This is a genomic window from Chitinophaga eiseniae, from assembly GCF_012641265.1.
Taxonomy (GTDB): Bacteria; Bacteroidota; Bacteroidia; order Chitinophagales; family Chitinophagaceae; genus Chitinophaga; species Chitinophaga eiseniae_A.
The window spans coordinates 46,931-66,443 of sequence record NZ_JABAHZ010000010.1 but is presented as its reverse complement, the minus strand read 5'-3'; the positions used below and the strand labels follow the sequence as shown (position 1 = coordinate 66,443).

General features: G+C 48.8%; 13 protein-coding genes. 1 reads left to right on the top strand and 12 read right to left on the bottom strand.

The window, feature by feature from the left end:
- Nucleotides 1–7 precede the first annotated feature (7 nt).
- From HGH91_RS28035 to HGH91_RS27990, 10 genes are all read right to left on the bottom strand, one after another.
- Nucleotides 8–991, bottom strand: coding sequence for a fasciclin domain-containing protein (locus tag HGH91_RS28035; protein ID WP_168742567.1), 984 nt, complete (start codon nt 989–991; stop codon nt 8–10).
- Nucleotides 992–1,003: 12 nt separating this feature from the next.
- The gene (locus HGH91_RS28030; RefSeq protein WP_168742566.1) at nt 1,004–2,221 is read right to left on the bottom strand and encodes a fasciclin domain-containing protein; all 1,218 of its coding nucleotides are present in this window, start codon (nt 2,219–2,221) and stop codon (nt 1,004–1,006) included.
- 32 nt (nt 2,222–2,253) lie between these two features.
- On the bottom strand, nt 2,254–3,384 hold the full coding sequence (locus HGH91_RS28025) for a fasciclin domain-containing protein (protein ID WP_168742565.1): 1,131 nt from the start codon (nt 3,382–3,384) through the stop codon (nt 2,254–2,256).
- A 42-nt stretch (nt 3,385–3,426) separates the two neighbouring features.
- Entirely contained in the window at nt 3,427–4,725 is a 1,299-nt protein-coding gene (locus HGH91_RS28020; RefSeq protein ID WP_168742564.1) for a hypothetical protein, read from the bottom strand.
- A gap of 37 nt (nt 4,726–4,762) precedes the next feature.
- Nucleotides 4,763–6,451, bottom strand: a complete 1,689-nt coding sequence (locus HGH91_RS28015; RefSeq protein WP_168742563.1) for a DUF4397 domain-containing protein — start codon at nt 6,449–6,451, stop codon at nt 4,763–4,765.
- 18 nt (nt 6,452–6,469) lie between these two features.
- Nucleotides 6,470–9,940 (bottom strand): TonB-dependent receptor domain-containing protein, encoded by a 3,471-nt coding sequence (locus HGH91_RS28010; RefSeq protein ID WP_211092459.1) that lies wholly within the window; start codon nt 9,938–9,940, stop codon nt 6,470–6,472.
- Nucleotides 9,941–9,967: 27 nt separating this feature from the next.
- Complete coding sequence (locus HGH91_RS28005) at nt 9,968–10,939, bottom strand: FecR family protein (RefSeq protein ID WP_168742562.1); 972 nt, start codon at nt 10,937–10,939, stop codon at nt 9,968–9,970.
- A 66-nt stretch (nt 10,940–11,005) separates the two neighbouring features.
- Nucleotides 11,006–11,581 carry a sigma-70 family RNA polymerase sigma factor gene (locus HGH91_RS28000; RefSeq protein WP_168742561.1) on the bottom strand — a complete coding sequence of 192 codons (576 nt, stop codon included), beginning with the start codon at nt 11,579–11,581 and terminating at the stop codon, nt 11,006–11,008.
- 146 nt (nt 11,582–11,727) lie between these two features.
- Nucleotides 11,728–12,195, bottom strand: coding sequence for a hypothetical protein (locus HGH91_RS27995; RefSeq protein WP_168742560.1), 468 nt, complete (start codon nt 12,193–12,195; stop codon nt 11,728–11,730).
- 255 nt (nt 12,196–12,450) lie between these two features.
- Nucleotides 12,451–13,743: a hypothetical protein gene (locus tag HGH91_RS27990; protein ID WP_168742559.1), complete on the bottom strand. Its 1,293-nt coding sequence runs from the start codon at nt 13,741–13,743 to the stop codon at nt 12,451–12,453.
- A gap of 179 nt (nt 13,744–13,922) precedes the next feature.
- On the opposite strand from HGH91_RS27990, the gene HGH91_RS27985 reads away from it, so the two are divergent.
- On the top strand, nt 13,923–15,410 hold the full coding sequence (locus HGH91_RS27985; protein ID WP_168742558.1) for a hypothetical protein: 1,488 nt from the start codon (nt 13,923–13,925) through the stop codon (nt 15,408–15,410).
- A gap of 64 nt (nt 15,411–15,474) precedes the next feature.
- Here the strand turns inward: HGH91_RS27985 and HGH91_RS27980 are convergent, their stop codons facing one another.
- Nucleotides 15,475–16,683 carry a Ca2+-dependent phosphoinositide-specific phospholipase C gene (locus HGH91_RS27980; RefSeq protein ID WP_168742557.1) on the bottom strand — a complete coding sequence of 403 codons (1,209 nt, stop codon included), beginning with the start codon at nt 16,681–16,683 and terminating at the stop codon, nt 15,475–15,477.
- Between the two features lie 18 nt (nt 16,684–16,701).
- Complete coding sequence (locus tag HGH91_RS27975; protein ID WP_168742556.1) at nt 16,702–19,500, bottom strand: TonB-dependent receptor; 2,799 nt, start codon at nt 19,498–19,500, stop codon at nt 16,702–16,704.
- Nucleotides 19,501–19,513 lie beyond the last annotated feature (13 nt).

Genomic DNA, 19,513 nt, shown 5'->3' with positions numbered 1-19,513 from the left:
TTATCGTTTATTGGGTAAGTATGCTGGAGATGTTGTGTACCACGCCATTTCCTGCGATGACATTTTTCCGGGAAAGGTTGGCCATGACCGTTCCCCGTATATTGATATTAGCGAAGCGACCGGATTGCGTAGCATCCCTCACCAGGGTAATATTGGTGGTACTGCCGTCGAGCATTTGCTCGGTGTAGCTGTTGGTAGTGACGTCGGCCTTCAGAATATAATCGTATACAAAATTTCTCCCTTTGGTAATATGCGCTTTCACGATGCCCTGCAACTTAACCGGGTCCATGTTATAGATACTATCGGTAGTAGGGATGCCGATGGCCTGGAAGGCGGCATTTACCGGCGCAAACACCGTATAGGGACCACCAGACTGGTAAGTGGCTGCCAGGTCGCTTTGAATGATGGCGGCGTTGAAAAGCGACAGGGCCGGATCGCCGGAAACGGCCTGTTGTACATTGCTGTAGGTAATGGGACTCAGCAAGCCATCGCATACATTTACGAGGCCGTTGGCCGCGGACTTGTCACGGGTGCTCACGCGAACGCCATTCACCACTACGGCGGTATCCCGTGCGTTGATCCAATGGGTTATGTACACGGGTTGTCCGGTCAGCGTTGTGAACGCCTGGTTAAAAGCCAGTGGCAATGAATCCAGCCGAACATTGCCGCGTATCACATGATAGGGTATCAAACCCTTTATGGAGTCGACCGCGCGCATCGCCGCAGCACCGGTAGGCAGGCCAGCGGCTATAAAGGCATCATTGGAAGGGCCCAGTAAGGTATAGGGACCGGGCATGCTCAATGTATCATTGTAGGCAGTAGTTACCAGGGCATATTTGAACAAAGAGAGACTGAAGTTGCTGTTTACCACAGCGGCAATCCCATTCTTAGCATACACATTTTCCGGTTGTACTTTATCTTTTGAGCAAGCGGTGAATAACAGGGTTCCCGCCAGCAGCCATCTCCACAAAAAAAATCGGTTATATTTCATACATACTTTCTTTTAGGGTGTAGGTAAAAGCAGGTTATCTACACGGTGTATCACGCCCGTGAGCGTAGTGATATCAGATGCAGGCATAATTGTGGCGCCACGTCCTGATGGTGCATCCTGCCGGTGTACGGTAATCTTCCCGTTGCCGGATTGCACCTGTAAAGCGCCTGTTATCGGTGCATTGCTGAGGTCTACATTATAGAAATGATTCAGCAGGTCGGTAGTATACAGGTAGCCGTAGTTTTCATTCACATCGCCATATATGCTTACTATTCTATGGTAAGCCAAAATGGAGTCCATATTGGTGAGCATCGGCGTGTAAGGGTCTGCCGCTACGAGGGCCGACTGATCAATGTATTGATTGATCGCTGCAACAGAATTAAAACCGGCTTTCCGGAAGGCATTATTATCCGGTGCAAATGTGATGGAAAAGGGATCTTTGCCGGGTACAAATCCTCCCACTTTCAGTACCAGCGAGATCGTATCGTTATATTCAACCACTTCCGGCCCCAGCAAACCTTTCTCCAGGTATAGGTCATTGCTTTTCTTCAATGCCGCCATATAAAAGCTAAAGCTGGTATCGGCATTCAATACCTGGTAGCTTTCATAAAACGGTTTGGTGATCAGGCTGTCGATCATAAAAATGGCGCCGTTGGTAGCAGGGATGGCTGGGGTATGCCCAACCGGCAAACCATTCAGGCGCAGCGTACCTTTTGTCATACCCACAATGAGCCGGTAGTAATAATACACACCTCCCCAAAGCTGAAAAGGAGAAGGTACCTGCGAGCGGGTGATGTCGCGGTCCTGATACGTTAAAGGATAACAGGTCGTTTCTCCAAACAGATCGGTAGCTCCAGCCGGCAGGCCGCCCGGCACGGCCAGGTAGCGGATAATGGTATCCAGTTCGGCTACCGGCACGGTGTTGATGTTATTCATCGTATACCCGGCTGCTGCCCAGGCCTTGTTGGTAGGCACAAACAGGGTATAGTAAGCCTTGCTGTTGCCAGCTGCCAGGCTATCCATGTAATGTTGTACCTGCGTTCTGCCCAGCGCCGCGCGGTAAACAGATGCCTCGGGAATACTGTCCAGCAGTGCTGCCAGGTTCTTAGTAGTGGTATTGCTATATGGTATTTTATCCCCCACGGGTTTCGGCGGTTCTTCGGTTTTACTGCAGGCGGCGGCAAATGCGAGCAGCAGTATACAGAGAACGGATAAGCGATATTGCTTCATAAAAAATATCATCTGTTGTAGTTGTTTATGATTTACCTGCTCACTTTATCCGGCATTACCAGCAGGTCGGATAGCAAATGAACCACCCCATTTGTACAGGTGTAGTTGGTATAAATGCCATTTAGGTCTGCTACGAAAATGGTGTTAGTGGTTTCACCCAGGAAAAGCGTTCCTTGTTCGCCATAAGGCTTGCTGGCATTGGGGCCTACAGGCTCCAGATCGGGCCTGGCGGTGGAAGCTGCTGTTACAATACCCACGCCGGAACCAAAAGACTGTTGCAGCATGATTAGTTTGTATTTGGTATCGGGGCATTGAAATGCCAGGTAAATAACCCCATTAGGCGGTGGCAGTTGTTTCACATCCAGTACAAACAGGTGGTTAGGCTGCAGGAAATACCCTCCAAACACAACTCGATCGTAATGCGCAACATCCATACGGCTGATACTATCCAGCGTGATCCCGCGGCGTTCAAAGCAGGAATCCATGGGAGCATAGAGGGTAAATGGTCCATCGGTGGCCAGCTGGTCCCAATAGCCAAATTTCTTCAATCCCGCTACCAGGTGAGAAAAATAAGGCCTGGCTAACAGGAATGCCTGTACGGTACCGGGCAGTACTTTTACCGTATTGGGCAATGCATACACGACGCCGTTCAATTGCGTAATGCTGTAGCTGGCTTGCGATGCAGTGCCCAGGGAAGGTTGTTTTTGTACGTTCACCCCATTTACCGTCAACGCCACCTGTGCGTCGTTGGCACGGGAAATATACAAGCGGGTGTTGTTCAGGTTATCATACCGGTTGTCGGACGACAACGGGATGGTATTGTAAAACAGCTTAACGGGCAGTATATGTGTTTTAACAAAGTAGCGGAGGCTGTCGGCCGGCCATTTGTCAAAATCAGCGGCATTGTAAATACCATCTTTATTCAATGCGCTGTTGGTAGGCGCCATCACCGTAAAAGCAGCAGTAGTTTGATTCAGGGTATCCATTAGCCCTGCCTTACCTATCGCTGCCGCGAAGAGAGAAAAGTCAAAGTTGTTTTTCAGGTAGTCGCTCACGGTACCTGATGCCATCGCTTGCTGCTGCGCCTCAAAATCGGGCTTTTTACAGGCCACCGCTGTCAGCAATGCGATGAAGAGCCAGGAAGTATATATACGTTTAATCATTTGCACAGAGTTATTTTAGTTGAACCATAGAAGTATGCGGGATCATTTGGCTGGCGGCGGATAAGCACGCTGCACGCTCATCATATATACCTGGTTGTTGATGATTTCTATGGTACTGATGGTGGCGAAAGAACGTTGTGCATAATTGCCGGAAGCGGTATACCGGATTAGGTTGGGTAGCCAGCTACTGGCCAGGTAAGTAGTATTTGCTATCCGGGGAATACTTCTTCTGGCTAGTGCAGAGGTAGTGCCTTTGCCATCACTGCTGCCGTTACTGCAACCAATAGCGCCAAACCTGGGATTGGCCTGTGCCATTCCCCCGGGTCCGCTCACCGGCGCTGCACCGGGAAGCGGGAACATACCGGGTTTCATTAGTATAAGGAGTTCCCATTGCCTGCTGAGTATACCACCGGTAGTGTCGGTAGCGGCAAACACGGGCATACTGTAATAAGGTGCTACGCCTGCCGTATGAGAACGGATGATCGTACCGAGCCAAATGTTGTTATACCCCGGAATAAGATTGGGGCCAATAGGCGCCCCATCTACATAAGGATACGGACAATCATCTTTATACAGCGAGTAATACAGGTTCAGCGTATCACCAAATGCTACGGTTTTATTGGTGGCGTTATAGTAGGCTTGTTGCCCGCGACTGGCTACTTCCGGGTGGGCGGCGGCATAGCCTTCTGCACTCATGTTATAACAGTTCACATACAACAGGGAGTCAGAAAAAGGCATTTTGGTAAACTGCTCCTGCCGCAGGTATAAGGTGATGGGTAGCGGATATTGCGTAGCCACGGTTTTCTGCAACACCTCCATAGTATAAATCTCTCCCGGTTTAAAATCAATGGTACTATCTACCAGCAGGCTTTTACGATCGCGTTCGAGCAGGTCGAAAAAAGGCTGTTCGCTGATCGGGCGGCTGTAGAATACCACGCGGTGTTTCCCGGAAGGAATCTGGGCCCAGCTCGACAAATTAATGCCGCTGATAATGGGACCTACCAACACTTTTTTACTACCGGGATATTCAGTATTCCTGAAGGAAGTATTACCGGCATTGGCGGGATAAGGGCCCGCATAAGCGCTGCGCTGGTCCAGGTGATCACCGATTATTTTTCCTCCCGTGATCAAACCGGCGCCGTCATACTCCGGGTCGATGATCATGGCCAGGAATGGTGGCGGTTGATCTTTGGTGGTTACATTCACATCGTAGTTGAGGCTATTGAACACCCGCAGGTAGGCTGCTTCCGGAATAACGTTGTAGGCTGTTTTCCGGCAACCACCCGCCACGAGGAGCAGCCCGCAACATAACAGGATCAGGCTCCATCGGCTGCGTATCATGCTAAAAAAATGTGTCATCGTATAATTGCTTGTCTTTTTACTGGTTATGTTTTATCACGATCAGGCGCGGATGCTCCCCTGCTGTATTATGCCCTACTAACGCTACCGTATACACGCCGGCCTCTGCACCGGAATTGCCATCCGGGAAAAAGGTAGCCGGCATCTTCACAAAATCTGCTTTCGTTAATGCGGGTACTCCGGTGATCCGGTCGCCCGGTAATACACCCGGCTGCGAGCGATATACTTGTACGGCCCCGCCGGTAACAGTACCCAGATCCACGTATGGATAAGGAACACTAACCGGTGAAGGAGGTTGCCCTGGCAACAAATGCTGCGCAGCTGCAGCCGATGAAAACATGCCTTCTTTAAACAGCGCGCCATTCACACCGGTGAAAGTAACTTCCGGCAGTTCCGGGCATAGATTGAGGAAGCGGGTTTGCACCAACATCTTAAACTTAAGCGGGTTGTAGCTATTATTCAGGGCATCGGAGCCGTCGCTGTTGGTTCCCCCTATCCGGGTACCACCCATATTGTTGGTCACCACCGTGAGCGCTGTGCCGCTATTGGCAGGATAAGCCCATACCGTAAGGTTATCGCCTCCATTCACCTGGATGTTTTTTTCTACGAGTGATTTGCCGGAAGCATCTGTTATACGGATAGCGTGTGCCCCAGTCACCAGCGTTACGTAATCGCCCGCTTTCCCATAGGCTACTGCGGGTGCGTCGTGGCCGTCTATCTGCATATGTATGCCCTTTTCGCCTTCCACCGCCGCATTCACCAGCTGTATGCGTCCATAGGCTATATTGACGGGTGGATCTATGTCGGTGATAATGGAAAAAGTATTGGGAAACAACGGGTATTCGTTGTACTGGTAAATACCCGACATACGGGCCACCACCACGGTATAAACGCCGCCGGGCTGGAAAGTTTGTACCGGGCAGTAATACACCTGTGTACCATTGAGTGAGTAATTATCCTGCGAAATGGTGCCGATCAGCGCAGGTGGTTTACCTGGTATCTGTAGCCCGGCACCATCGATCAACACCTTGAACTGGTAAGTACCAGAGGGCAGCTCTACATAGTCGGACCAGGTATGATTAACGATATGCGAGGTAACGCCACTCACTGGCGTACCGTCTGCCAGTGCCAGCGTAAGCCCTTTGTCACCGCCATTGCCTCCTGCCGCACAAAGATTCACCAGGCGAATACGTATATGCGTGGGATCAGCAGGAATAGCCGTGGTGCGTGGCACACGGGTGGCACTATAAGCACCCAGATGATCCACAGCACTGGTGTACAGGTAATAGTCTGAAGGTTGGTAATAATCGTCTTTTACGGTAAAGGAATCAACCAGGTAACTGGCCTGTGAACCGCCTTGTGCAAGGCCGACCTTAATAGTCGCCTCGCCCTTGCTATCGAGGAATTGCTGGGGCAGATACCAGCTATCTTTCAGCTTGCCCGTAGTTGGAAAATACGGTGTTGGAAATGGTACTCCTGCCAAAGGGCTGTTGCTGGGTGCAAAGAACCAGTTGGTGACTTTGGTGCCATTTACCATCAGATCCCAGGTATTGAAGGTGAGCAGCCTCACCGACGACTTTGCCGAATTACTGTAATCCGGCTCATTGCCGGTGCGCACATCTTCCTTGCTTTTGCTGCACGCTGCCGTCAATAGCAATACACCAGCCAACAGGGTATGATAAAAAGTTTTTGTAATTGTAATGCTCATATGTTACTGGTAATTTTTTCAGAAGAGATTATAAGTAAGACCCAACATATACTCCGTACCGCGGCGATAACTTCTCCTGACGTACTTTGTTCCATAATATTTACCCCCCGTACCAGGGTTGCTGTATACTTCCTCAAAGGCACTATTCAGTAAATTTTTGGCGAATCCTTTTATCACCAACCGCTTCGCCAGCTTTTGGCTAAACACCAGGTCCAGCACCGGCGTGGGCCGGCTGTAGAGATCAGGCGCACCGTCCATGTTCACCTGTATGAGGCGCTCTCCTACCATGTTGAAAGTAGCGGTGAGGTCGGTGCCCCATTGCTCGTTAGCGTAGTTCAGGAAACCATTCACAGAATAAGGCGCCTGTTCAAACAGCGGGCTTTTTTCGGGCGACTGCCGGTCAATGATCCTTGCGGCATCCAGGCGCTCGTTGTTTTTGCGTACATTACTGGAAGCTACCATCAGGTTAGATCCCAGGAAGAAATGTTGCAGCGGGCGCCAGAGCAATCCCAGGTTCTTCACCACTTCCAGCTCTATTCCCCATACATGGCCGGTATTGGGGTTATTCTGGTAAGCAATGGTGGGGAATTCAGGGTAAGTAGCTTTTATGCCATCAGAATTTTGTATAAATACTTTCTCCAGCTGGTTATTGATTTCCTTTGCAAAAAATGAGGCGGCCAGCACTTCTCCTTTGTTGGGAAACCACTCCCAACGGAAATCATAGCTTTTTGTTTGCTGGTTCACCAGGTGAGGATTACCAACTACCAATGCCTGCTGGAAAGGATCGAATTCAAAAACATTCGTCAGCTCCCGGATCTCCGGGCGCGCCAGTGATGTACTATAGGCCAGGCGAAAATTCATGGCATCGTGCAGGGAGTAAGTGAGGTTAGCAGAATAATAAGGTTTGTAGCCCGAAATATATTTAGATACCGGGTCGGTATACACCAGGTTGATCCCTCCTTCAGAAAGCGAGGGATCTATATAAATTCCCGCCGTATCTATCTTACTTTGAATATTCGTTTTCTCAAAACGTACGCCACCGGCTAAACGCAGGTCCTTCATCAAATGCAGGTCCAGCATGCCATAAAAGGCATTCGTTTCATAAAAACCGGTGTAGTTGTTCGGCGATTTCCTGATATTATATAAAAACCCACTGGCCAGCGGTGTTCCTTCCGGTGAAGTAGCCGTAGGCAGATGGATGCCTACCTGGTCGTATCCTACCAGCCGGTCCAGGTTACCATATACCTGGTACATGGGATATTGCTTCAGCGTAGAAAAGTTAGACCCTGGCAGCGACAATACATTTTCGCTGAAATTCCGCTCGCGGTACAGGTAGTTCACGCCTGCTTTAAACACCTGGTCCAGTCCACGGATGCCGAATGGCAGGCTTACATCGGCCTTGTAATTGTAGTTGGTTTCCGTCATCCCGCGGAAGCGGCGTCCATTAGGGTCTGCCTGTATCTTACCGTAGGGACCGAAGCCGTTTACATAGCCGGATACCTGTGCATAATAGTCAGTGACGCCGATGTAACTGGTACCGTTAATATCCGGAACAGGCGACTGGTAGTATCCCCCGCCGGCGGGGCGGTAATCGGCCAGGTTGATGAAGCGGTAGTCGGGGTCGTCTTGCGTTGACTTCGACGAAGCGCCATTATAACTCAGGCGGGGCGCATATTTGCCATCGCCGAATTTATGCTCTCCCTGGAGATTATACGTATTGAAGGTGCGATAGGTTTGTTTCAGCGAATAGATGTTGCTGTAAACAGGGCCATTGAGTCCTGTTACATATGCATACTGACCACTCAGGCTGGTGGCCTGTGTTTCTCCCCCGCGACTACCCATGTATTGAAAACTGATTTCATGATTGGGATTGAAGCGGTAGGCCAATCCCCCGAGTAATCCGTAGCTGAGTGTTTGCGTGCCGGTATTTTCTTTATACCCCACATACTTTCCCAGGTTGGGGGTATTGGGCGTGATATATGCCGGTATGTTGCGGGATTCATCTATCACCGGGTTGCCGGTCATCACGCCCTGGTAAATACTGTACTGGTTCAGTTTTCCATCTACCACATCGGTGGTGCGGTTATAGTAGCTACCACTGAGAATTAATCCCAGCTTATGCTGTTTAAAAACGGAAAAAGAGTTGCCATAGGTAATGTTATAGATGCCGTTTAGCGGCGCTCTTTTATAGCGGGTAGTCAGCACCGGGTCAAAGTGATGCATGATACCATTGATACGATCGATTTCGGTGAGCAATGCCGGGTCATTTTTCGCACCGGCAGCCAGCTGTTGAATCTGAGGCAGCCCGCCAGGGTATTGCTTATTCAGGTCCATAAACGCGGGTTGCAGATCATGTTCCCTGATCTTATTACCCCAAAAGCCCATATCGCTGTTATAGAAGCTGTTCACTTTGCCTCCCAGTCCCACGTTGGAGTTGAGCCCCGTTTGTGCAGTAAAGCTCAGTGTTTGTTTGGTGGGAATCGACAGTGTTTTCAGTTCCACGATACCCCCGGAGGCATCTGCGGGTTTATCGGGCGTCATCGTTTTGTATACCACGATATTATCCAATAAGTTGGCCGGCACCAGGTCGAGTGGAATGGTACTCCTGTCGGGATCTGAGGAGGCCAGGCGGATGCCGTTCAGTTGCCCGATTACGCTGCGGTCGCCGAGCCCGCGTACGGCTACGTATTTATCGTCGGTCACTGTAACGCCCGACACCCGTTGCAGGGCTTGCGTGGTGGTGATGCTGGCTGTTTTCTCGATGTTTTCTGCAGAGATACCATCGGATACCGTGGCGGCATGTTGTCTTTCATTGAGCAATGCTGCTTCGCTGTTCATCCGGCGGCGGGAGGAAACGGTGACACCAGATAACGTGCGGTTATCAGGCATCATTTTCAGGTCCATTGCCGTGTGGGTGTTGGCAGTGATTACCTGGCTGGCGTAGCCTGCGTGGGAAAAGATGAGCAGGTCGTGCACCGCTTTTGCTTGTAGCGTAAAGTCGCCGTTGCCATCTGTGGTGGCGGATACATGGCTTTCCTGCGCATATACTTCCACATGGGCTACCGGCTTGTGGGTGTGGGCATCTGTAATATGTCCTTTAAAGAGATACAACGCGGTAGTGTCGCCATTCACCGGCGGAGGCGCTGTGGTTACCTGTACGGAAATATTGTTTCCTGATACCTTGAAGTCCAGCGGCGCGAGGGCCTTGAGTTGCTGTAAAGCCGTACCGAGCGGACCTTTGGACTGGAAAGCACTTACTTTTATCCTTCCCAGTTCTGCCGCAGTATAGTAGAAGGAGCATCCGGACTGTTGCCCCAGGGAGGTGATGATCACGAGGGCGGTGGTATGTTCCAGCCGGAGATCCACTTTTTGTTTAAGGCCGCCCCATTGTGCCTGGCTGGTATATACCCGCGGCAGGAACAATATAGTCAATAGCATAGCCTTAAGGAACCGGCGCTGTGCCGGTTTCTTTCTAATCTTATGATCCATTTTTAAACTAGTTGAATAAGGGTGTAGTTACCGCTTGTTTATATATACAATTCCGTTTTTAGTGGTATACTTCAGTTTGTGTATGAAAAGGATGTTATCCAGTACTGTTTGCCATTTATCGGGACTGAAATCACCGGTTACTCTTTTATGTTTTACCAGCTCCTTGTCATACTGCAGGGTAACGCCGTACTTATAGGCAAAGCGGTCGAGTACATCTGCCAGCGGCAATTCTTCAAATATCAGGTGCCCGTTCAGCCAGTTGCGTACCATGTTGGAAGAGAAGGATACTACGCCCCATTTCTTATTTCCTTTCGAATAGCGCAGCATTTCATTGGGATGCAACAGGGTGTAGTTGTTGGTATGCATATCTTTCACAGCTACAGCGCCATTTACCAGGGCTACCCTGATTTCTGCTTCACCGGGATAAGTTTCTATATTAAAACTGGTACCCAATACCTGGGTGGCTATATTTTCTGAGATGACAATAAAAGGGCGTGTATCATCTTTGGTAATTTCAAAATACCCTTCCCCTGTAAGGCGTACCTGCCGGTGCACTTTGTTAAACTCAGCGGCTATGTATTCCAGTTTGGAACGGGCATTCAGCCATACGGCCGATCCGTCCGGGAGCTGTATATGTTTGGCATCCTTCCCGGTAGTAGCGATAGTAACGTATACCGGTTCCTTGCGGCCTTTACGGATACCGGTTAACAAAAACCACGACAAAAAGGCGAATACCACTGCTGCTGCCGCTACTTTCCAGATGGTCAATAATTTTACGGTCGTTTTAGCCGGCAGGGGACTTACGGTAACAGGTGGCGTGGCCATCACGCGGTGCAGCATTTCTTGCTTTGCGGCCTGCAACTTTTCTTCCGACACCGCCGTGTCGGAAATGTCCATCGTCATCATCCAGCGGCGAACGAGTTCCTGCTCGGCTTCGCTGGCCGTTCCTTTAAAAACGCGGTCGAGTATATCTCCTGGTATTTGTTGATCATGCGCCATACATACAGTTAGAGCACAGCGTTGAAAAAGTCCCGGGTAGTTTGGGTTAAGGAATTGTTACCAGATTTAATCCTCCAGGAACAGCAGGATAACAGGTAATAAAGCGGTAGCAGGATAAGAGCCGGCAAAATCTTTCAGGCGGCGCATGGCATCGCTCAACTGATTTTTAACCGTCTTGGGTGCAATGGCGTATAAGTGGGCTATTTCTTCGATCGATTTATTTTCATAGCGGCTCATGACAAATATCTGCTTCATGCGTTCCGGCATCCGGTCGAGTTCGGCCATGATCGCGATATTGATGGCCTCCAGTTCTGCTTCCATCTCCCCGGCATTAAAATGCGGATCGGGGCTTTCCTCATTTTCCAGGTAGGTCCTGAAATGGAGCAGGTGTTTTTCATTCAATCCCCGGGATCGTAAAAAGTTGAATATGCGGTAATACAAACAGGTGATCAAAAAAGGTTTCGCAGTAGGAGTATCCAGTTGCAGCGTGGGAAACTGCTGCCATACATAAGTAAACGTATCCTGCACAATGTCCATCGCATCGGGGGCATAGCCTATCTTCTTATTGGCAATTCCGAAAAGGGTATCCCAATATGTCAGGTAAATGTCCTTAAATAAATCGTGTGATACTGAAGATTCCATGGGCTGATAGTACGGCAAAAGTAAAATAGTTGCGGTAACAGGGGTAGCCCGGGTATGTTATCAATTTATTAAGTGGGGAGCAGCGGTATTGATGGGGCGTGATACCCTCCTATCGATGAGCATCACGCCATTGAATTAAATTATCCTTACCAGCTTAAAGTAGCCAGCACATCCTCATCGGTATCATCGTTAGGATCGCTTGGGTTAGGCTGAATGCTGGCGGTTAAGCGGTATTGATCGCCTGCTTGTAAAGTAACCGTAATAGTTCTGTAAGCGGCTTCACCGGGCCAGGTAGTAAAGCGCTGGTAAGTTCCCTTTGTCAGGTTTTCAAAAGTAACATAGGGTTGCTTTACGCTGTGCCACAGGGGGATGTTCAGGGTCAGGTTAGCGGTTCCACCGGTGGTAGCGGTAAATACCTGGCTTCTGTAAGGATCGTTCGGTTGGTCGTCTTTTTTGGCAGCAACAAATACATAGCCCCTGGCTTTTTCTTTACCTTCTTTGCCATCCAGTGCTGTAGATGCTGTGGAAGGGTTTCCAGCGCTGGATTGTGCCTGTAAGTTAAAAGATGCGAACAGTACGACGCACAGGGAAAGGATTTTTACGGTGTTTTGCATGTGGTTTGGGTTTTATATTCAGGTAATCAAATGATAGGTGTTCACTTACAAGGTTTTCCGGACATCAGCACAAACGGTTTGGGATATGCTACCACTACGCAGGTAAATATAATGTGAAATTCAATCAGGCGTACCTGTTATAGGATGGGATAATGATTTGTTAATACGTGTGTTGCAGTAGCTGGAAATACCCCTGGGGTACAAAAAAGCCGCATACATTCCCTGTATGCGGCTCCATTTAATATTTCTATGTGATTAAGCACGTGTTTTCTTGAGCTTCACATCTACCTTCTCTCCTGGCTTGTTTACCGTTACTACCTTTTTCACCACGGCATTGACACCGGTACTGTAATCCCTGTTCACCGTATTGGCGGTGGTTCCCTGGAACATGCCATTGATATAATGATCAGTGTAACCGGTTACTTCTGTTTGGGTATAACTATGATCGTAGCCAAATTCGGTATATAACAGGTAGTCGCCGGGCATCAGGTTTACGAATTCGAAATGGCCTTCCTCATCATACACGCGGGTACTTTTGATACATTGTGCGGCTTCATCCAGCAGGGCAATCCCTTCCCGGCCTTTTTTGCGTTGAGATTCGTTTACCTTGACCCATTCCTTGAAATAATCGTTGTAAGGGATGAGAATCACCTGGGTGCCACGCGGCGCCACCTGCTTGGCCTGGATGTTCATCACCTGCACCCTGGACCGCTCGTTGAAATCGCGGGCAAATACCTGCCCGGAAATGATAGAGTTACCCCCCTTTACCATTTTCATGGTGAGATCTTTATCGAAGGGCGCTTTCACAGAGTTGAAATCTGTTTCCGTATCCACCATCCTGATCTGCTGACCGTTGGACCACATGTCTACCTGCCATAAGCGGCGGGTTTGTTTATCGATGTAGGAAACCGATCTTTCGTCGGTAGCCGGTTCCACTACTGTCACTTCCCACACATCGTGTTTGCCGGTGTATTTGCTCACCCAGGTGCTGTTTTTCACTTCTTCCACCACGGCCTTTTTCAGGTTCTCTTTATTCTCCGGTTTGTATTCATACACGGGCAAATCGGTGCTGTAGCCGGAAGTCAGCGGCAACAGTGACAAGAGGAAGGGATAAGTATAGCTGTCGATGAAGTACTGGTTGCCCGGCTCCTTGATCTGGGTTTTCGCCTTCGTTTTCTTATCTACATAATACCCGGTAACATCGTTCCCGAAGTGTAGCACCATATCTTTGAGGGTGCTGTGAGAGGCGCGGTAAACGGGCTTAAAGTTGTTCATGTTGGAGATGGCAGTATCTTTCCATTCTTCCAGTCCTGCCAAAGCGGTATTGGTGGTTAAGGTCAGCTTATCGCCGGTCGTATTGATACCAATAGTAAAAGTACCTATGGCCGATGCATCGCTGCCGTTAACGGAATAACAGGCAAGGGTATATTTTCCATTCTTCAGCAGTTTACTATCAAATTTATCCTGTGCCCGAGCAGGTGCAGCTATGGCGGTAAGGAGCAGCGAAGCCGCGGCTGCCAGGATGGGTTTACGAAATTGAAAAAGCATAGTTCTGATCTTTTATCTGACGACACAAAAATAGGTGATTCTGCGAGTACGGCATATACCGGATTAACGTGAAGCAAATCTACTGGTTTTTCAGTAGATAAGATGGGGAACAATAACGTTACCGGGTAATCTAAAATATTTAAATTGTAACTTATCACTGCTATAAATCGCTCTTTTTCATGTCAAAGAAAATATTTCTATCCGTTCTCTTTCTCTGGTGTATCAAAGTTGGGTATGCCCAACAAAAGGTGAACGAAAAACTATATTCCACCTACCTGGCAGACACGGTATATTATGCTGTGTATACACCACAGGGATGGGATGTTAAAGAGCCATCACCCGTCATGTATTCCTTTAACTACGGTATGGTTACCGGTGACTACCTCGCAGCGCAGGCAGATTATTTCTCAAAGGCAAATTATACATTCCCCGGTACCATCATCGTCAATATCCAGGCAGACATGGACCGCATTGGCTATGCCTATCGTACGGGGGAATTAACAGCTACCGGCCAGAAATTCGTGAACTGTCTTAAACAGGAGATCATCCCGGCTGTTGCACAAAAATACCATACCACGTTCCGGAGCTATATTGGCCACTCCTATGCCGCCAGCTATGCCAACTACCTGTTTCTGCACGACTGGCACCTTTTTAATGGCTATATACTATTAGCACCCGAAAAAGTAGACCGGGAACAACCTCCATTTCATATCAGTAACGAAGCAAAAGATTTCTATAATAAAAATATAACGTTTTATTATGTGGCGGTGGGAGAAGCAGATATGTCGCGCCGGCAGGATTATGCCCGGGAAATAGCAGTTAACGTGACAGCACTCGACAGTACGCGGTTTTTCTTCCGGAGAGACAGCCTGCCGGAGGCCACTCACAGCAATATTGTTACCCTGGCTATACAGTCTGCCTTCGAACATCTCTATCAACTTTACAGTCCTTATCTCGAAGCCGGCCATACACAAAACACCGCGCAAGAGCTACAGGCAGTGAACAACCGGGTAGCCGATGCCTATAAAATTCCCATGGGTAAAACGGGCCCCTTTTATCAACGCTTTGCTATGTTGGCTATTCTCAATAAAGATACCGCCGGGTTGGAACACGTCATGAACTTCTTCCTGAACAACAAAATGAAAGGCTGGAACATTATGCAGCTGGGGATGTACGGCGACGCCTTGGGATTAAAAGCCAAATCGAAGGCATACCTTGAACAGGCTATCGAAAAAATTCAAAAAAGTGAAATGGATACAGAGCTCGGTCCTCCCAACCTGGCCGCCTGTTATAGCTTCCTGGCTGCCCACCTGCTAACGGACGACAAGGCGAAGGCATGGGAATACCTGGAAAAGAGCAGGCTGCTTAGCGCGCTACCCAATAAGAATGGGTACAAAAACATAGACATCTACTACGACATGGGCGTGTTTGCTGCTGATAACAACCACCGCGTAAAAGATGGCCTTACCTATTTAGAACAATTTATTTCATTATCGAAAGACGTGAGTGAAGATGCCCATTGGCTGGCCTATCGAAAAACAGATTACTATATCGGCAAATGCTATCTTCTCCTGCACGATAAACCGAATGCACGCCGCTACCTGGAGAAAGCGCTCAAAACCAATCCGGAGAATAAACAGGCAAAAGCATTGCTCTTACAGTTGTAACAGCGCCGCTGGCAGGTTACCCCGGTTGCTATAACTTTATAGCAACCGGGATGTGAACACTCATTTATTTTACTGCATTCACCGGGTTAGCACGCACCTCACCCCCGCCGGGAAGCTTTACAAAATAACTGGTGCCGTATGCATTACCAGGACGGAAAAAGTCGGTGGAAATAATTTGTGCACCGCTTTCAAACGCTGCTTTGGCCCGGCTATAGTCGTTTACTTTAGCCTCATAGGTTTCAATGTCAGACCGGGTTCTCACCATGTAACCCTCTTTCACGTACTGCCGGATGTCTTGCTGTCTTACAATAGCATTGTCTAACAGGAAAAAAGCGGCAAAGCTATCTTTAGCGGTCGACTGCACAAACATCATTCTCTTTTCAAGATTAGGTCTGTTCTGGGCATAAGGTGTATTCATGTCCATGCCGGCGGTAGAAGGCAACAGGAGGAAAATAAACTTGCCCCTGGCGGCCTTCACGGTGGGCCAGTTTTGGGCGGTTACCGCTTCTTTCAGTGTAGGGTAACTTCCACGCACATCATCAGGCGTAATCAATTTATCTCTTCCGATGATGCTGGCCACCTCTTCATCCAATTCATCAAAAGCAGCGGCCGTAAAGGGCAGTACTTCCGCCGACTGAGGGAACATGGGTATGCCCTTGTCTTTAGCTTCTACCATAATAGATATGGGCAGGTGATCCGGATGTTTGTCAGACCAATCTTTTAAGGCCATCAATGCGGCTTTCAGCGTGGTATAGTGCGTGCGGAAATCAAAATCGGCCATGTGCAGCACTTTAAATCCCGGCTTATCCAGGCCGGTACTATCGAAAGGCAACAGGTTGGTGATGCCTTTCGCTGCCAATGCGCGATAAGCAGCCGGATGGTTAAAACGGTTGCCGGTAGGGTCATAGTAAATATCTATTTCGAGACTGCGAATACCGGCATCCAACTGCACGTCGAAGGAAGGGTGGTTATAATTCAGCCCCTCACTAAGTTTCATGCCATTCGGATGGTACTCTTTAAATGCGGCCGCCTGCTCTTTAGAGCTATTCTTTGTTAACTGGCCCATCATTTTTTCTACGATCGGATCGGCCAGCGCCAGCAACTTCGGATCTACCGGGCGGGCGTAGCTGTTGTGCGTACCTAATACCTGGATCTGGTTTATTTTAAGTGCATCGATAGATTGGGCAGTGTGCTTTCCCTGCTGGGCATAAACAGCGCTCACGGCAAAGGTAGCCAGCGCTGCGGCGGCTAATGTGGTGATCTTCTTTTTCATCTGGTTTGTTCTTAAAAATTAGAAAAGTTTTATACTGGCGCCTATTTGTCCGCGGATGGAAAACCAACTGGCTTCTTCAGGTCTTTTGTAGGTACCATGGTAATATCTTACAGGCGCATTGGTGAGGTTGTTGAGTTCTGCAAACAACCTCACCTTCGGCGTAACCGACCAGGAGGAAGAAAAGTCGACCGTGAAGTTTTCGGCATACCAGCGATAATGATCAGGGCCCGCTGCCTGCCGGATTACATCGAGATATTTTCCTTTATAGTTACCCGCCACTCTTGCGGTAAACTTGCCATATTCATACATCACGGAGGCGTTAAAAACATGTTTTGCCTGCTTGGGAATCACGCTGGCATCTTCTATTTTCTGCCCGGCAACAAAGCGTGGTATCTTTACTTTAGAATCCGTGAAGGTGTAGTTTACATCGATGCCGAAGCCCTTCCAGAAGCCAGGCAGGCTGGTAAACCTTTTGGAAAATCCGGCTTCCAGGCCGCCCAGCCATGCCTGCTGCATGTTTACCGGTTGGCTCACGCGGTATATCACCCCGTTGATGTCCTGTGAAGACTCGTTGGTGTAGATAAGGTCCGTAAGTCTTTTATAAAATGCACCGAAGGTGACCGATCCAACGCCGCCAAAATAATGCTCTGCCATCAGGTCGAAGTTGCTGGCAAACGTAGGCTTCAGGTCTGCATTGCCGCGGCTAATGGTACGGTTAATGTCATCCTGGGTGGTAGCGGGATTAAGGTTGTTGAAATCAGCCCTGGCAAAAGTCCGCGTATAGGCCAGCCTGATAATATCATTTGCGGTGGCATTCAACTTAACATGCAACATCGGCAGGAAGGCATTGTAGCTATTATCCTGTGTGAGCGGCTCCACGCGGCTGCTGCCGGCTTTGGTAGTCACCTTATTCCCGTTAAAGGTTACCTTGTTGTACTCATTACGGATACCGCCTATGATCGTTATTTTATCGGATAATTTATATTCTCCCATTACATATACCGCATACACATTTTCTTTACCGGTGAAGTATTTGGCGGCGCCGGAGGCATTGGTGGCAGAATCCACTTCCACCGCAAACAGGTTATATTTCCTGATCCCGTTGGGGGTAGTGAGGCTTTTCACCTGGTTAATAGGCATCTGGTCGATCATCACATTCTTGTAGGGCGCATTGATTTCAGAAAGGAATCCGCCGTTATATGGGTATGGCTCCGTACCTATTTGCGCCAGCGTGGGCGCTTTCCCGGCAATGCCAGCCATGTATATATTCAGGGGCGATTCCACCAGCTTGTCTTTATGAACTAGCTTACCACCAAATTTTATTTTCAGTTTTTCGCTGGGATGATAATTCATATTAATACCAACACGTTTGTTGGCTTCCCAGTTAGTACTTCTCAGCATGATCACCTGCGACAGTGTCATGGCTTCCGGGCTGATGGTAGTGTTGGCAGACAGGTGTGGCAATACGGCGTCAATCTTGTCGCCCGTGCCATTTGGTGCATCCATGGCCAGGTATTTCTTACCATCGGGGGCTAAGCCATCGTAGGTTGTTTTTTGGGAGAAGATGGCCATGGGATAATACCCCGGATCCGCAAACTTAAACCTCGATTTATCAATACTGGTAGCCCAGTCAAGATCCAGTTTACCGGATAAAGTGGATTGCCCGCTAAGTTCGGCCGAATACAGGTTGGTATTGTATTTGGCAGAACGGGTGGTAATCGTTGAAACACCGGTATTAAAGTAGAAGTAGTTTTCCCGCACCATCTGTACATCCTGGTATTCCGTATAAATTCCTTTGGCCTGTATTTTATGACGATCGTTAAATTTATACTCAATGCCTCCATTCAATCCCGTAGTTCTGCGTCCGGCCAGGTAATCGCGGAGTTGTAAATCTGTGATGGAATAAGACTGGGCGGTCTTGGGGTTGGAAAAATCGTAGTTAACATTATACCGGTCGGTTCCTGCTGTGCGGTTCCAAACTACGGCAGAAAAAATATAGCCTAATTTCCCTTTGGCGAGCCTGTCGCCATACACCAATGACGCATTGTAAGATCCTTTGTTAGCCTGGGCATTATATCCGCCGGCAGCGTTGATATTCAGCAACCGGTGTTGTGGGGCTGCTTTTGTAATAAAGTTAATGGAGCCACCGATGGCATCTCCTTCTATATCTGGCGTCAGCGCTTTCGAAAGCTGTACATATTCAATCAGCTCAGAAGGGAAAATATCCATTTGAATCCGCCGGTCGGTATAATCGAGACTGGCAGAAGGCAAGCGGTTTCCATTAAGTAAGGTAGCACTCCATTGGATGGGTGTTCCTCTTACAGAAACATAGCGTCCTTCTCCCCCGTCGCGTTCAATAGATACCGCCTGGATCCTTTGCACTGCCTCTGCTGCGTTACGGTCGGGCAATTTTCCGATGGCATCAGCCGCCAATACTTCCATGATACCAGTAGCATTTTTCTTAATGCTGATGGCCTTTACCTGGGATCCGGCGGTGGCGCCGCTGACAATCACTTCTCCCAAAACACCCGCTGCAGGGGCTAATTCAATATTCCCGATGTTGTTCAGGCCTCCCTTCACATCCACTTCCAGTGTTTTGTTTGCGTATCCCAGGTAGCGGAAGGTAAGCGTAGTTTTCCCGGTATGTTTGAGTACCAGGGTAAATCTTCCGTTAAGATCCGTTTGGGTACCCAGGCCGCCTGCACTAACCGTGGCGCCGGGAAGCAACTCGCCTTTCGACATGGTGATCCCGGTTATTTGTTGTGCCCAGCCCGTTACCGGCACAAGTAATAACACTAGTAAAAAAACCTTCTTCATGGTGCATTTTAAA

What these genes read in the sequence shown, in the direction of transcription:
- HGH91_RS28035 (WP_168742567.1), bottom strand. Translation starts at nt 991, where the DNA reads ATGAAATATAACCGATTTTTTTTGTGGAGATGGCTGCTGGCGGGAACC.
- HGH91_RS28030 (WP_168742566.1), bottom strand. Translation starts at nt 2,221, where the DNA reads ATGAAGCAATATCGCTTATCCGTTCTCTGTATACTGCTGCTCGCATTT.
- HGH91_RS28025 (WP_168742565.1), bottom strand. Translation starts at nt 3,384, where the DNA reads ATGATTAAACGTATATATACTTCCTGGCTCTTCATCGCATTGCTGACA.
- HGH91_RS28020 (WP_168742564.1), bottom strand. Translation starts at nt 4,725, where the DNA reads ATGATACGCAGCCGATGGAGCCTGATCCTGTTATGTTGCGGGCTGCTC.
- HGH91_RS28015 (WP_168742563.1), bottom strand. Translation starts at nt 6,451, where the DNA reads ATGAGCATTACAATTACAAAAACTTTTTATCATACCCTGTTGGCTGGT.
- HGH91_RS28010 (WP_211092459.1), bottom strand. Translation starts at nt 9,940, where the DNA reads ATGGATCATAAGATTAGAAAGAAACCGGCACAGCGCCGGTTCCTTAAG.
- HGH91_RS28005 (WP_168742562.1), bottom strand. Translation starts at nt 10,939, where the DNA reads ATGGCGCATGATCAACAAATACCAGGAGATATACTCGACCGCGTTTTT.
- HGH91_RS28000 (WP_168742561.1), bottom strand. Translation starts at nt 11,581, where the DNA reads ATGGAATCTTCAGTATCACACGATTTATTTAAGGACATTTACCTGACA.
- HGH91_RS27995 (WP_168742560.1), bottom strand. Translation starts at nt 12,195, where the DNA reads ATGCAAAACACCGTAAAAATCCTTTCCCTGTGCGTCGTACTGTTCGCA.
- HGH91_RS27990 (WP_168742559.1), bottom strand. Translation starts at nt 13,743, where the DNA reads ATGCTTTTTCAATTTCGTAAACCCATCCTGGCAGCCGCGGCTTCGCTG.
- HGH91_RS27985 (WP_168742558.1), top strand. Translation starts at nt 13,923, where the DNA reads ATGTCAAAGAAAATATTTCTATCCGTTCTCTTTCTCTGGTGTATCAAA.
- HGH91_RS27980 (WP_168742557.1), bottom strand. Translation starts at nt 16,683, where the DNA reads ATGAAAAAGAAGATCACCACATTAGCCGCCGCAGCGCTGGCTACCTTT.
- HGH91_RS27975 (WP_168742556.1), bottom strand. Translation starts at nt 19,500, where the DNA reads ATGAAGAAGGTTTTTTTACTAGTGTTATTACTTGTGCCGGTAACGGGC.